This window comes from Daejeonella rubra, from assembly GCF_900103545.1.
In the GTDB taxonomy this organism is placed as follows: domain Bacteria; phylum Bacteroidota; class Bacteroidia; order Sphingobacteriales; family Sphingobacteriaceae; genus Daejeonella; species Daejeonella rubra.
Genome location: NZ_FNHH01000045.1, coordinates 1 through 13,413, shown reverse-complemented (window position 1 = coordinate 13,413; position 13,413 = coordinate 1). Strand labels below are relative to the sequence as shown.

General features: G+C 39.4%; 15 protein-coding genes. 12 read left to right on the top strand and 3 right to left on the bottom strand.

Annotation, left to right across the window (positions count from 1 at the left end):
* The 4 genes from BLR27_RS17825 to BLR27_RS17810 all read left to right on the top strand — a co-directional run.
* A partial coding sequence (locus tag BLR27_RS17825) for a bestrophin family protein (RefSeq protein WP_245704549.1) occupies positions 1 to 1,023 on the top strand: 1,023 nt, incomplete at its 5' end.
* Positions 1,024 to 1,100: 77 nt separating this feature from the next.
* Entirely contained in the window at positions 1,101 to 3,305 is a 2,205-nt protein-coding gene (locus BLR27_RS17820) for a carbohydrate binding family 9 domain-containing protein (protein WP_221406375.1), read from the top strand.
* 365 nt (positions 3,306 to 3,670) lie between these two features.
* Complete coding sequence (locus BLR27_RS17815; protein WP_143007784.1) at positions 3,671 to 3,877, top strand: hypothetical protein; 207 nt, start codon at positions 3,671 to 3,673, stop codon at positions 3,875 to 3,877.
* Positions 3,878 to 4,001: 124 nt separating this feature from the next.
* Entirely contained in the window at positions 4,002 to 4,343 is a 342-nt protein-coding gene (locus BLR27_RS17810) for a YegP family protein (RefSeq protein WP_090707170.1), read from the top strand.
* Between the two features lie 119 nt (positions 4,344 to 4,462).
* Here the strand turns inward: BLR27_RS17810 and BLR27_RS17805 are convergent, their stop codons facing one another.
* The 3 genes from BLR27_RS17805 to BLR27_RS17795 form a co-directional block, all read right to left on the bottom strand.
* On the bottom strand, positions 4,463 to 4,855 hold the full coding sequence (locus tag BLR27_RS17805) for a hypothetical protein (RefSeq protein WP_090707169.1): 393 nt from the start codon (positions 4,853 to 4,855) through the stop codon (positions 4,463 to 4,465).
* A gap of 78 nt (positions 4,856 to 4,933) precedes the next feature.
* Positions 4,934 to 5,467 carry a nitroreductase family protein gene (locus tag BLR27_RS17800; protein WP_090707167.1) on the bottom strand — a complete coding sequence of 178 codons (534 nt, stop codon included), beginning with the start codon at positions 5,465 to 5,467 and terminating at the stop codon, positions 4,934 to 4,936.
* 6 nt (positions 5,468 to 5,473) lie between these two features.
* A complete protein-coding gene (locus tag BLR27_RS17795) occupies positions 5,474 to 6,109 on the bottom strand; it encodes a class I SAM-dependent methyltransferase (RefSeq protein ID WP_090707165.1) in 636 nt (211 codons plus the stop codon).
* Positions 6,110 to 6,328: 219 nt separating this feature from the next.
* Between BLR27_RS17795 and BLR27_RS17790 the strand changes: the two genes are divergently transcribed.
* The 8 genes from BLR27_RS17790 to BLR27_RS17755 all read left to right on the top strand — a co-directional run bounded on the left by BLR27_RS17790 (position 6,329) and on the right by BLR27_RS17755 (position 13,168).
* Positions 6,329 to 6,610 (top strand): SOS response-associated peptidase family protein, encoded by a 282-nt coding sequence (locus tag BLR27_RS17790; protein ID WP_090707163.1) that lies wholly within the window; start codon positions 6,329 to 6,331, stop codon positions 6,608 to 6,610.
* Between the two features lie 79 nt (positions 6,611 to 6,689).
* Positions 6,690 to 7,130 carry a hypothetical protein gene (locus BLR27_RS17785; protein ID WP_143007783.1) on the top strand — a complete coding sequence of 147 codons (441 nt, stop codon included), beginning with the start codon at positions 6,690 to 6,692 and terminating at the stop codon, positions 7,128 to 7,130.
* Positions 7,131 to 7,179: 49 nt separating this feature from the next.
* Entirely contained in the window at positions 7,180 to 7,611 is a 432-nt protein-coding gene (locus BLR27_RS17780) for a hypothetical protein (protein WP_090707160.1), read from the top strand.
* 73 nt (positions 7,612 to 7,684) lie between these two features.
* Entirely contained in the window at positions 7,685 to 8,188 is a 504-nt protein-coding gene (locus BLR27_RS17775; RefSeq protein WP_090707158.1) for a cupin domain-containing protein, read from the top strand.
* A gap of 94 nt (positions 8,189 to 8,282) precedes the next feature.
* Positions 8,283 to 9,011: an acyl-CoA desaturase gene (locus BLR27_RS17770; RefSeq protein WP_090707157.1), complete on the top strand. Its 729-nt coding sequence runs from the start codon at positions 8,283 to 8,285 to the stop codon at positions 9,009 to 9,011.
* Positions 9,012 to 9,160: 149 nt separating this feature from the next.
* Complete coding sequence (locus tag BLR27_RS17765; protein WP_090707155.1) at positions 9,161 to 11,041, top strand: DNA topoisomerase IV subunit B; 1,881 nt, start codon at positions 9,161 to 9,163, stop codon at positions 11,039 to 11,041.
* A 6-nt stretch (positions 11,042 to 11,047) separates the two neighbouring features.
* Entirely contained in the window at positions 11,048 to 11,536 is a 489-nt protein-coding gene (locus BLR27_RS17760; protein WP_090707154.1) for a cytidine deaminase, read from the top strand.
* A 69-nt stretch (positions 11,537 to 11,605) separates the two neighbouring features.
* On the top strand, positions 11,606 to 13,168 hold the full coding sequence (locus BLR27_RS17755; RefSeq protein WP_090707152.1) for an OmpA family protein: 1,563 nt from the start codon (positions 11,606 to 11,608) through the stop codon (positions 13,166 to 13,168).
* Positions 13,169 to 13,413: the final 245 nt, after the last annotated feature.

The window sequence follows — 13,413 nt, the reverse complement described above, 5'->3', positions numbered from 1 at the left end:
GATGTTACAGGCCGGTCTGCCTGGCGTACTTTGCTCCGGAATAAATGGGGTACTTTGTCGCGGAACACTGGCGTACTTTCGTCGGAATATCTACTAACACAACAATTTCCTCAATTCCCATACATTTCCTTATTTTGCGTTATGATCGTTTATAATCCTAAAGATTGGTTCTACTCTACCTTTTACCTGCATCGCTCAGATACAGCGCGTAAATTATTTCCGCTTATGCTGGCACTGGCAGCATATTCCGGAGGTATTGCCTATCTGGAACTGGAATATATCAAGCTCTCAGATGTTGCCTGGGTTAAGAATATTACCATTGTACACAACCTGCTTGGCTTTGTGATGTCCATCCTGCTGGTGTTCCGCACCAATACAGCCTACGACCGCTGGTGGGAAGCCCGGAAACAATGGGGTACACTTACCAACTCAAGCCGCACTTTAGCCATCAAGATGAACGCTTTTCTTAGTCGGGAGGATCAGGTGAACCGCAGTTTTTATAAAAAATCGATTCCACTTTTTGCTGATACTTTATTTGCTCATCTCCGCTCAAATAAAACACAGTTCATGCTCGACTCAATCGAACATCCTGAATTTGAAACACTTGACGCACAAAAACATGGTCCCAATCAGGTAGCTTCCATGATCGTCTCACGTAGTAATAGCCTGTATCAGGAAGGAACTATCAGCGGTGATCAGCTGATCGTAATCAATAATGAATTGAACTCATTTACAGATGTTTGCGGTGCTTGCGAGCGTATCAAGAACACACCTATTCCTTTATCATACAGTTCATTTATCAAGAAGTTTATCTTCATTTATGTTCTTACACTTCCAGTTGGTTTTGTTTTTTCCATGGGCTATTTTGTCATCGCTGCTGTACCCTTTATTTTTTATGTGATGGCTTCCCTGGAGCTGATCGCGGAGTCTATTGAAGATCCATTTGGGCTTGATCCTGACGACCTGCCCATCGATAAAATAGGGGAGAACATCCGAACCCATGTAACAGAGATCATACATTGATCATTGCCTGAAATACAAATCCAAATCCCATTTTTGATATCAGTATTGTCATAGTTTTTTTTCTAATTTAGTTTTGTGTGAAAAGGTGTTCACACGATGATCATTGCCTTATTTTGAAATATCTATTCCTGTTCGTTTTCCTGCTGTTTGGTTTTTCGGTTTTTGCACAGAAGATCAATAATGCTTATAAGCTTCGCATTTCAGAAACCAATTCAGCGGTCACCATTGATGGCCTGCTGGAAGAAGCTGCCTGGAAGGATGCAGAACCTGCCAGGGACTTTTTCATGGTCGGCCCGATGGATACCAGTTTCGCTAAGGTATTGACAGAAGTGCGCATGAGTTACGACAAGGATAATTTGTACATCTCAGCCATCTGTTATCAGCCGAATGCCAGAACCTATGCAGTTGAATCATTAAGACGAGATTTTGCTTATACCAAAAATGACAATTTCCTGCTGATCCTTGATCCCTTTGATGATCAGACCAATGGATTTACTTTTGGTGTAAATGCGGCAGGTGCGCAATGGGACGGACTCATTTTCAATAGTAATGGTTACGATCTCAGCTGGGACAATAAATGGTACTCGGAAGTCAAACATTATGACGACCGGTGGGTGTTTGAAGCGGCAATTCCTTTTAAATCAATACGTTTTAAAAAAGGTATTAAGACATGGGGTATAAACTTCAGCCGGCTTGATATTAAAGTCCCGGAAAAATCAGCCTGGGCCAAAATTCCAAGACAGTTCAATGTAGCATCGCTGGCTTATACAGGGAATCTTATCTGGGATAATCCACCACCTGATGCGGGAACCAATGTGTCAGTTATTCCATATGTTCTTGGCGGATTAACCAAAGATTACCAGAATAATACAAGCACGAAATTTAAGAAAGAGATCGGTGCTGATGCTAAGATCGGGATCACTTCCTCGCTGAACCTGGATCTGACCATAAACCCTGATTTTTCACAGATAGAAGTAGATAGGCAGGTGACAAACCTCGATCGTTTTGAATTATTTTTCCCTGAACGAAGGCAGTTCTTTCTTGAAAATGCCGACCTCTTTGCCAATTTTGGCTATTCAACGATCAGGCCATTCTTTTCAAGAAGGATCGGACTGGGAGTGCCCATTGAGTTTGGTGCCAGACTGAGCGGAAGCCTTGACAAGAACTGGCGAATCGGAGCAATGGATATGCAGACAAAAAGTATGGAAGAAACTGGTCTGCCGGCCCAGAATTTTGCTGTTTTGGCCTTGCAGCGTCGGGTTTTTTCAAGATCGAACATTCGTTTTATGTTCGTTAACAAGCAGTCGATCAATTATTCCCCACTGGATAATCCCGGTAAACCCGTGTATAATTTATATAATCGTAATATCGGACTTGAGTATAACCTCGCCTCCTCTAATAATCGCTGGGTAGGAAAATCAATGTTCCTTAAGTCGTTTAGTCCCCAGAAAAATAGTGATGATCTTGTTCATGCAGCGAACTTGCAATACACTACAAAAAAATGGATACTGAGCTGGCAGCATGAGTCTGTAGGTGAGAATTATACGGCAGAAGTGGGTTATGTTCCACGTACAGATTATTTCAAGATCAATCCAAAGCTTAATTATTTATTTTTCCCGAAGGGTGGTAAAATATTAAATCATGGACCTGTTTTCAGTTCGACCTATTTTTTTAACAGATCTTTCAGGCGGACTGATAATGAAACAATGCTGGGTTATAAGTTCACACAGCGCAGCCAGAGTACCCTGGAGCTTTGGGCTTCAGACAATTATATCCGGCTGCAAAGACCTTTTGATCCCGTTAATACTGGAAAAGGAAGTTTAGGTACCGGAACAGTGCATGTATGGAAAGCCGGAGGGTTCAATTATGTGTCGAAACCTCAAAAAATGTACACTTACAGCTTTTCCGGGCAGTATGGTGGTTATTTTGCTGATGGAAACCGGTTGAACCTGGCCGGTGATCTGGGTTATCGCTTTCAGCCTTATGTCAATATTGCCATGAGCACCAGTTATAATCATATTGTATTGCCTCAGCCCTGGGGTGTGACAAATTTCTGGCTTGTAGGACCCAGGACTGATTTTACTTTCAGTAATAAACTCTTTCTCACAACTTTTGTGCAGTATAATAACCAGCAAAAGAATATCAATTTGAATACCCGTTTTCAATGGCGATATAAACCAGCCAGTGATCTTTTTCTTGTTTTTACGGATAACTATTACCCTTCTCCATTTGCTGTACGAAATCGTGCCCTTGTTTTGAAGTTTACTTATTGGTGGAATTAGGATTAAATTCTTGTTTTAATCAGCTAAACAGACTCTATAATTGAGGTCTGGAGCCAAATTAATAGCGGGATTCCTTACCTTCTATTGGCTGATTGCTGTCTGCTTTTGTCCCGAAAAACCATAGCATTCTAAAAGAATGAAGTTCTAACAACTATCATATCTCTCCCTGACTTCCGTCATTTACAAAAGACAATAACAAACGTAACATTGTATTCGGCTTTCATTTGGTAAGCTTACTCGTCCCGGGCGATTCTATTCTATTTTTCCGAATAATGATCGGAATAACCTGGGTCGTATTGGATCAAACTGAATAAAGATCGAAACTTAATGTGTTTTGTTATTTCATAATAAAAATGGAGGTCAGGATGGAGAATTTAATTAAAATGGTGTCAGAAAAAGCCGGAATCACAGAAGTGCAAGCCCGATCAGCAGTGAATACTGTGGTTTCTTTTCTAAAAGACAAAATGCCTTCCGGTGTCGGTTCGCAAGTGGAAACTTTTCTCAATGCTGGCTCTGCTGCCAATGTGGTGGGTAGCATCAAAGAAAAAGTTGGTAGTGTCTTAGGGAAGTAAAACGCCTTTCCTTCAACAGGGTAGATCCTCATTTACCCTGTTGTTTCAAGTATTTACCAATCCCGGCTATTAAAGTATCAGGAGTTAATTATCAAAAGTATTTCATAAACTTAAAAACAAAAAAATGGGAGTATTTGTAATCAATAAAAGGGAAAATGGCGATTTTCAGTTTAATTTAAAATCGGGAAACGGTCAGATAGTTTTAAGCAGTCAGGGTTATTCTTCTAAAACATCTTGCGAAAATGGAATTGAGTCGGTGAGACTTAATTCACAGGACGATTCAAAATTTGATTTTAAAATCGCATCGAATGGTAAATTTTATTTTGTCCTTAAAGCTGCAAACGGACAAATTATTGGAACCAGTGAAATGTACGAAAGTGAGTCTTCTTTGCGCGGTGGTATTGGCTCCGTTAAAATGGCAGCTAAAGATGCATTAGTAAAGGACCTGAGCCTGGTAAATGCCTGATAATTTTGGATAGTCCAAAGGGAGATCTGCCATTTGAGAATAGTGATGGGTAGAGTATAGCTATGAATAAATAGTTCCTCTTTTGATCTAAATGCTATTTACGTTAACTAAACAATTGATTAATTACTTTTTAGACTTTCGGTTAAAAAATTATTGCAGTCATACTTTACATCAATATATTTTTTCTCTATTTCCTGCATCTTCGTTCTTAATTCTGATTGTTGTTTTTCTGTTTCATAATTAATGAGAGAATCTTCTACAAGTTTATCATCAATTTTGAGTTCTTCTTCCTGCTGTTCGATTGTCTCAAGCAGGGAATCGAATTTTTCTGATAAGTTGCTCAGCCTGACCTGATAGGTATTTACTTTTTCTGCAATTCCTACAATGCAATTTCGTCTGACGATCTCATATAATTTCGATTCAAGGAGATCCATCTCAATAGTATAAAGGTTTAGAGATTGAACCCAATTATCCAGTTCGTCTGAATAATGTTCTGCAATAGAAGTTGCCATATTATGTTTCTATGTTATTATAAAAGGCGAAAAATGGTATTCATTGCCTTGTAATATTTTTAAAATAATCTGCTGGAATTACCATTTCCCCCAATGAATATTATTTGGATCGTATTTATCTTCAGAGTGTTCATCACCCTCAGGGTGGCCAATTGGAATGATATTTACAGGAATAATATTCTGTGGAATATTTAACTCCTTTCTGACAAAGTTCATTAGCTCTTTACTGGGATAAACTGCAGTCCAAACTGCTCCCAAGCCAAGCGCTTCGGCAGAGAGAAGAATATTTTCACTGGCGCAGGCGCAATCCAGGATTGCAAATTCTTCCTTACCCAAGGCTGCCTCATGGGGTGCAGCACAAACAACAATGCCTGTTCCGGCTTTTGGTAACATTTTGGCAAAAGGTAAACCATCCGACAGAGACTTTAATTTTTCTTTATCCTGCACCACTATAAATTTCCATGGCATCATATGAATTGCCACCGGAGCTGCCATTGCAGCCTTAAGTATCACTTCGATGTCTTCACGGTTTACAGGTTCACCGGTATAGCTGCGAACACTTTTCCTTTGGTGAATGATCTCCAAAGCATCTTTTACCATTACTTTTTGCATATATTCTTATTTTATTGCTTTAATCAGTACAAAAGAGCCTTCTCCATATCCCGGTTTCGCAGGTTCAAGCTCTTTGATCTCATCCAATGGATGGAATAGAGTTTGGGAAAATTGCAGCTCTTTGAATCCATTTTTCTTCAGTTCATCAATTATTCTATCCGGGCTATAAAAATTAGCTTGTTTATAAAAGACACTGAATGGTTTGCGGCGTTCATAGGCTTTTCCTATGATACTTTCTTTATCAATAAAACCAACGATCAATGCACCTCCATTCTTTAAAACCCGGTTTGCTTCAGTAAATGCAGCCGACAGGTCATTAAAATAACTGATGCAGAAAACCATGAGGACAAAATCATAATGCATGTCTTTAAATGGTAAATGTTCAGCTTCTCCGGGCATTACCTCCAGGCCTCTTTCCAATGCGAGAGAACGCATATTTCTTGAAGGCTCTGTACCTTCCCTTATTCCCAGCTCAATAGAGAATCGTCCGGTGCCTAATCCTACTTCAATTCCATAGATATTATCTTCTGTGGGTAATAATTCACGGATGGCCTCTACTTCGCTTTTAAAAACGAATGGATATTTTTCAAACCACTCTTCATATTCAGCAACATGTTCATTAAATGGAATCGTCTTTATCATGGCAGAACTTTTACATTGTTTGCTCAAAGCTATCGAGGGTTAGATGTTCAATCAATGATTGCCAATAGGTGTGTATATGACGATGGTCAGCTTTTTTTTATGATTTAATCAGGTATTTATCTTCCGATTTTGGAGAGCAATAAATCTGTTATGAATGGAAAAAGCTGGATGGAAAAGGAAAGAAAAAGCATAAGTATCAAAGGAATGTGATTTACTTTGATGGCGGGTTTATGGGATACCTGGATAGACAAAAATACAGTAGAGTTGATCAATCGCTGTAACATTATTACCAGGCCGGCGAACAGAGATATGAAGGATGTGCATGACAGGATGCCTTGTTTGCTCAGTCAGGATACCGCAAATATTTGGGTTAATCGGGAACTTTCTCCGGATGAGCGCTTTGCTGCTTTTGATCCAGTAAAGGACAATCTTTTGGAAATGAAGGCAGTCAATAATTTGGGGATGTGGACGAATATAAAAGCATGTTTTGATGAACGTTAGATTCATTACAAAGGGCTCTTCAAAAAAGCATTTATTGCGCCTTTTTATTGATATATTTATTTAACTAAATCCAAAAGCTGTGAAAATTTTCAAATTCCTTGCTATTGTAATGATCGTAGGTTTATCTCTTTCAGTCCAGGCCCAGAAAAAAGTAAAACCTGAAAAGCCGGAAAAGCAGTTCACGATCTATGAAAGGGGACCGTATATGACCAAGATCGACGTGAGGAAGGAATTAAGAGGCACAGAAAATATTGTGCAGATCGATGCTCTCAATGTAAGCGGAGGTTCAGCCCTGATCAGGGGCGAAATATTGCCGGGGGCAGAGATTTCGCAGGTTTTGGCAACCGTTGGTAATTATAACCTGACCCGTCAGATCTCAAAATCAGGAAGAGGGGAGTCTATACAATTGATGGACGTTATATTCCCGGTTAGGCTTCGAATGACTATCTCTAATCAGATCCTTGACGTGGAGATCAAAGAAGCCGGATTCTGGAAAATTGCTGTAGGTCTTACTCAATAAATTTATTTAGAGATAAAGTTTATTAACCTTTTAACAGATTTCTTAAACAATGAAAAATTTCAAGCTTATTATCGTAATACTTATTGTATTCTCTGCAATTTCTGCAAATGCACAATCCAAATCTAAACCTGAAAGACCATACACTATTCTCGAAAGGGGTCAGCACATGACCAGACTTAGTGTAATAAAGGATTCGAGAGGTAAAGAGAATACGGTTCAGATCGAGGCTTTAAATGCAAGCGGGGGAACTTTGCGTGTTCAGGGTCCTGAAATGTTGGGAGCAGATATTACGGATGTCCTGGCTACAGTTGGAAATTATAACAAAATGCAGGAAGTATCAAAGTCGGGAAGAGGGGAAACCATTCAGCTTCATCAGGTTGTTTTCCCACTAAAGGTTCGTATCACTATTTCAAATCAGATCCTGGAACTATTGATCAGGGAAGAAGGATTCTGGAAGATTTCGGTTGGGATGAATCAGTGATCTTTCATTCTTTTAGTATTTAGCTCCTTTTTCAAATTGCATTTTTCATGCATTACTTTTATCATTGCATGAAATGGATTCAACACAAAAAGAAGAAGGGATTTTCCTTGAAGCAAAGGAAAGCTTACAAAAAAAAGGTTTTAGCATTGTGCAGCAAGATTTAACCCGTCCCTGGGGTGGATTTTTTGTGATCGATGAAGATCAGGCACAACAATTCGCAAATACTTATTTTAACGGTATAGAAGTCGGGACTTTAAAGATCTCAGGAAAACTTAGTCCCAAATTTTTGATCGTTGCACCTCATAAGCGTCTTTCCTGGCAATATCATCACCGCAGAGCCGAGATCTGGCAGGTTATTAAAGGAACAGTTGGGGTAGTAAAAAGTCTAACAGATGAAGAGACAGAACTAACAACCTATAATCCAGGAGAACGCATTGTACTAAAACAGGGCGAGCGCCACAGGTTAGTGGGATTGAATGAATGGGGCCTGGTTGCCGAGATCTGGCAGCATACAGATGCATCAAATCCTTCAGATGAGTCAGACATTGTCAGATTGCAGGATGATTTCGGTCGTTAGTGCCTTGAATCAGCATAACATGACATTCCTCTTATTTTAAAACAATTATAATTGTTTATTTTTGCATGCTTTAAAACCAAAGCCTTATCTATTTATGGTTATTTTAATTTTCTTCCTTTGTCATTGGTTTTTGTCCCTGTTTTTTCAAACATTTTTCCTTCACCGCTATTCTTCTCATAAAATGTTCAAAATGAGCCCTTTCTGGGAGAAGTTTTTCTACATGTCAACATTTCTTGCACAAGGATCTTCCTTCTTAAATCCTCGTGCATACGCGATCATGCATCGTATGCATCATGCTTACAGCGATACAGAGAAAGATCCTCATTCCCCGCATTTCTTTAAGGACGTGATTGGGATGATGGTCCAAACTAAAAATATTTACCTGGATTATGTCAGGTTTAAAATTGAACCGGAACCAGCTTTTCGTGATAATTATCCAACCTGGCCATTGATCGATCGCATAGGCGATCTATGGATCACCCGTTCATTATTTATCGTGTTTTATATCGCATTTTACATTCAGTTTGCTGAATACTGGTGGATGTTCTTATTGCTTCCGATCCATTTTTTAATGGGACCAATACATGGTGCAGTAGTTAACTGGTGCGGACATAAATATGGTTATTCTAATTATGATAATCATGACCATAGCAAGAATACATTACCATTAGACTTTCTGATGTTAGGGGAATTATTCCAGAATAACCATCATAAAAAACCGAACAATGTAAATTTTGCATTAAAGTGGTATGAATTTGATCCTTCTTACCCTATTATTAAGCTAATGCATCATCTGCGCATCATCAGACTTAGAAAAGTTTAAGTAAATTGATACAAAATTTTTAAGAGTCCTGATTTTCATCAGGGCTCTTTTTGTTTGCGCAGGTGTTTAAATGTTGAAATCTATGCAGACGGTATGCAGATCTAAATTTTAAATTTGTAATTGCTTCAATTGAAATAAAAGATACAAGGATGGCTGAAATAGAATATAGTGATGATAGTATTCGTTCTCTCGACTGGAAAGAGCATATTCGATTACGTCCCGGGATGTATATCGGGAAGCTTGGTGATGGATCGGCCTATGACGATGGTATCTATGTTTTACTAAAGGAAATACTGGATAACTCGATAGATGAGTTCGTGATGGGCTCGGGTAAGACTATCGAAATCACTGTAAGCGATAAAAAGGTTTCGATCCGTGATTATGGCCGCGGAATTCCCTTGGGAAAAGTTATTGATTGCGTTTCCAAGATCAATACAGGCGGAAAGTATGATTCAAAAGCATTCCAGAAGTCTGTAGGCTTGAATGGGGTAGGAACCAAGGCTGTAAACGCTTTGTCATCTCATTTCATGGTGCAGTCATACCGTGACGGGCGTTCAAAAAAGGCTGAATTTGAGCAGGGGGTATTGGTTAATGATATGCCTGAAATTGAAACTACCCAGCGCAATGGAACATCGATAGTTTTCTATGCTGATGAAAGTATTTTCAGGAATTACCGCTATATCCCCGAATTCGTAGAAAGCATGATCTGGAATTATGTTTTCCTTAATTCCGGATTAACGATCAATTTTAACGGCACTAAATTTTTCTCGGAAAGGGGACTTTATGATCTTCTTACTCGTAATACAGATACTGAAACCCTTCGTTACCCGATCATCCACCTGATTGGTGATGATATTGAGGTTGCCTTGACCCATGGTCAGCAATACGGTGAGGAATATTATTCTTTTGTAAACGGACAGCATACTACACAGGGGGGAACACATCAGGCGGCCTTCAGGGAGGCAGTAGTTAAAACCATTCGTGAATTTTATAAAAAGGAGTTCGATGCTTCGGATGTAAGGGCTTCGATCGTGGCTGCAATATCGATCAGGGTACAGGAACCGGTATTTGAATCGCAAACCAAAACCAAGCTGGGTTCGCAGAATATTGCTCCCGATGGTCCTTCGGTACGTACATTCATTAATGACTTTATTAAGAAGGCTCTGGATGATTATTTGCATAAACACCCCGCAGATGCCGACTCACTTTTAAAGCGGATACTACAGTCGGAGCGAGAGCGTAAGGATATTGCCGGAATTAAAAAGCTGGCCAATGAACGTGCAAAAAAAGCATCTCTGCACAATAAAAAATTAAGAGACTGTAAGATACATTTTGAGGATAATCATGAGCGAAAGCAGGATACAACCTTGTTTATCACGGAGGGAGACTCGGCAAGTGGTTCCATAACCAAATCGCGTGATGTAATGACTCAGGCTGTATTCAGTCTGAAGGGAAAGCCTCTAAACTGCTATGGACTGACCAAGAAAGTAGTGTATGAAAATGAGGAGTTTAACCTGTTGCAGCATGCTCTGAACATAGAAGACGGGCTTGAAAATCTTCGCTATAATAATATTGTGATCGCTACCGATGCGGACGTGGACGGAATGCATATCCGCTTATTACTAATGACATTTTTTCTTCAGTTTTTTCCGGATCTTGTAAAGGCAGGCCATGTTTCAATTCTTCAGACCCCGCTTTTCAGGGTACGAAATAAGAAGGAGACCATTTATTGCTATAGCGATGAGGAAAGGCAGAGAGCCATCAGAAAATTAGGAAATAAACCTGAAATAACACGCTTTAAAGGACTTGGAGAGATCTCTCCTATAGAATTTGAGCTGTTTATCGGTAACGATATTCGCCTGGATCCGGTAATTTTATCTAAAGAACAAGGTATCAAAAACCTGCTGGAATATTATATGGGTAAAAATACGCCCGACAGGCAGCAGCACATTATCAAAAACCTTCGGGTGGAGGTGGATTTCATTGGCGAAGAGGAGCCTCAGGAAGTTGTGGCCGAATTGTTGACTTAGTGAATTATGCAAAAAAGAACCATCTCCATTTCCTTTGATGAATATACTTCGCTGGAGGAATTAAATAGCCAGGATCAGATCCTTTGTCTTGAGGCCAAAAAAGCGATGAGCAATTCGCATTCGCCGTATTCCGGTTTCAGAGTAGGAGTAGCTGTGCAGCTAGAAAGCGGCAGGATCGTTTATGGGAGTAATCAGGAAAATGTGGCCTACCCCTCAGGGCTCTGTGCAGAGCGTGTAGCTCTTTTTATGATAGGTACAACCTACCCTGATGATAAAATAATCAGTATGGCTATTACAGCTCAAACTGATCATTTTCTAATAAAAGAACCGGTTACCTCATGTGGTGCTTGCCTCCAGGTTATGGCAGAATATGAGAAAAAGCAATCTTATCCAATCAACGTAATGTTTTATTGCCTCAATGGAGCGATTATTCGTACAAGCGGAATAAAAAGTTTGCTTCCATTTGCTTTTGAAGAAACGAGACTGCAAAAATAATCGTAAATTGTATATTAGTGCAGTTGTTCGATTGAACCGAACTTTTCTCCTGCCAAATATCAATTGACGATGAAGAAATATCTATATCTCCTCCTTTCATTTTTGCTATTTGTTGAAATTAGTCATGCTCAGATCAGATTGTCTTCAATTAAAGTAGATGAATGGGTAAAAAAGAATTTCACTGGACAGGGCGTAGTAGTTGGCAATATCAAGGTCAAGGGTTATCCGCTCTCTACCTTATCCTATACAAGTACTGGTAATGTCTTGAAATTGCAAAAAGGACTTATTCTATCATCCGGAAATTCCTATAATGTGGCAGGGTATAATAATTCTCATAACCAAAGTTCAACTTTTGGAGATGTGATGAACCCTGAGTCTGATCAGGATCTGGCTTCTATAATAAAGGGTAAATTATATGATATCTGTAGTATTGAATTTGATTTTGTCCCCCTGGATAACAGTATACAATTCAATTATCAGTTTGGTTCGGATGAATATCCCGAATATGTAGACTCTCCTTATAATGATGTTTTTGCTTTCATAGTTTCTGATGAAAGTACTTCCAGAAATATTGCTTTAATTCCCGGAACTCAGGTTCCGGTTAGTATTAATACCGTTAATTTCAAGACCAATTCAGAACATTTTATAGATAATAACCTGTACAAGCAGGTTACGATCAAAAGGCAGGAGCCATTAAAATCAACCTATAAAGGAACTCTGCCTGGTAGGGTGTTGCGTGGAATAGGGTCTATTTTTACGGTTTCCGGACCGATAGCAGGTGATCAGGTGGTTGTTCAGCCAGATCCTGAGCTGATGAAAACATTAGACCCGAATCTGTATCGTAACCTTCGCTATGATGGGATCACCAATAAACTTGTTGCCCAGGCCTATGTTATACCCTATAAAAAATATCGCCTGAAGATCATTCTTGCGGATGTTGCTGATAATATCTATGATTCAGGTGTCTTTATTGAGGACCGAAGTCTGACTTCTAAAAAAGATGTTCAGCAACCTAATTTTACTGATTACCCTGATCTGAGTAAGGTGATTGATCCTAACCTGATCCTGCAAGGGAAAAAGCTGGAAGATATCTTGCCTGATGCCTATAAAAAGGAATTGTCAAAGCCTGCTTTGCAAACCCAGGAGCTTGCTCAGACAAGCAAAGCACCAGTCTCCGTTCAGAAGGTGGCTGAACCAGCACCTGTATCTTCCCCTAAAGCAGTGTCAGCAAGCCCGCCGACAACTGCAGCTGCACAGGTAAAGGTGGCCATAAAACCTGTTTTGATGGATATGCCAAATATTGTGATCCTCTTTGACTTTGATAGATCAGATATCAAAGAGTCGGAAATGATCAAACTTCGGGAGGCCATTGAAAAGTTCAAAAAACAAAGACAATATTATTCACTGAATATCTCCGGCCATACCGATATTAAAGGTAGCCTGGAGTATAATTATGATCTTTCTGCCCGAAGAAACAAGGCTGTTATTGATGCAGTTAGCGATTTGATAGGAGAGAAAATGCGGATACCTGCTGTCAGTAAATCATATACTCAGCCAGTTGCCGACAATGAAACAGATGATGGCCGCCAGGCTAATCGTAGGGTGGAGTTGGTGTTTGTGAAGAAGAATTGAATTAGATCAAAGAACAAGGATCAAAGAACAAAGACATTGATTCTTAAACATAAAGAGGCGAGTAATACACAGTTATTCCTGAAACCTTTCCATTAGCATGTGAGAGACCCTTTTAAAGCTAAGTTCAAATTTCACCATGAATTAACTGGTCGGTGATTTCTATGACATAAACAAGTGGTTTTTATAATTTTGTTGATAAGGAGCCCCATTTCTTACAACAGCAAATATCCTATGAACTAACTTGT

Bases quoted from the DNA above. Each gene is read 5' to 3' on its own strand.
- BLR27_RS17815 (WP_143007784.1), top strand. From the start codon at position 3,671: ATGGAGAATTTAATTAAAATGGTGTCAGAAAAAGCCGGAATCACAGAA.
- BLR27_RS17810 (WP_090707170.1), top strand. From the start codon at position 4,002: ATGGGAGTATTTGTAATCAATAAAAGGGAAAATGGCGATTTTCAGTTT.
- BLR27_RS17805 (WP_090707169.1), bottom strand. From the start codon at position 4,855: ATGGCAACTTCTATTGCAGAACATTATTCAGACGAACTGGATAATTGG.
- BLR27_RS17800 (WP_090707167.1), bottom strand. From the start codon at position 5,467: ATGCAAAAAGTAATGGTAAAAGATGCTTTGGAGATCATTCACCAAAGG.
- BLR27_RS17795 (WP_090707165.1), bottom strand. From the start codon at position 6,109: ATGATAAAGACGATTCCATTTAATGAACATGTTGCTGAATATGAAGAG.
- BLR27_RS17790 (WP_090707163.1), top strand. From the start codon at position 6,329: ATGGCGGGTTTATGGGATACCTGGATAGACAAAAATACAGTAGAGTTG.
- BLR27_RS17780 (WP_090707160.1), top strand. From the start codon at position 7,180: ATGAAAAATTTCAAGCTTATTATCGTAATACTTATTGTATTCTCTGCA.
- BLR27_RS17775 (WP_090707158.1), top strand. From the start codon at position 7,685: ATGGATTCAACACAAAAAGAAGAAGGGATTTTCCTTGAAGCAAAGGAA.
- BLR27_RS17770 (WP_090707157.1), top strand. From the start codon at position 8,283: ATGGTTATTTTAATTTTCTTCCTTTGTCATTGGTTTTTGTCCCTGTTT.
- BLR27_RS17765 (WP_090707155.1), top strand. From the start codon at position 9,161: ATGGCTGAAATAGAATATAGTGATGATAGTATTCGTTCTCTCGACTGG.
- BLR27_RS17760 (WP_090707154.1), top strand. From the start codon at position 11,048: ATGCAAAAAAGAACCATCTCCATTTCCTTTGATGAATATACTTCGCTG.
- BLR27_RS17755 (WP_090707152.1), top strand. From the start codon at position 11,606: ATGAAGAAATATCTATATCTCCTCCTTTCATTTTTGCTATTTGTTGAA.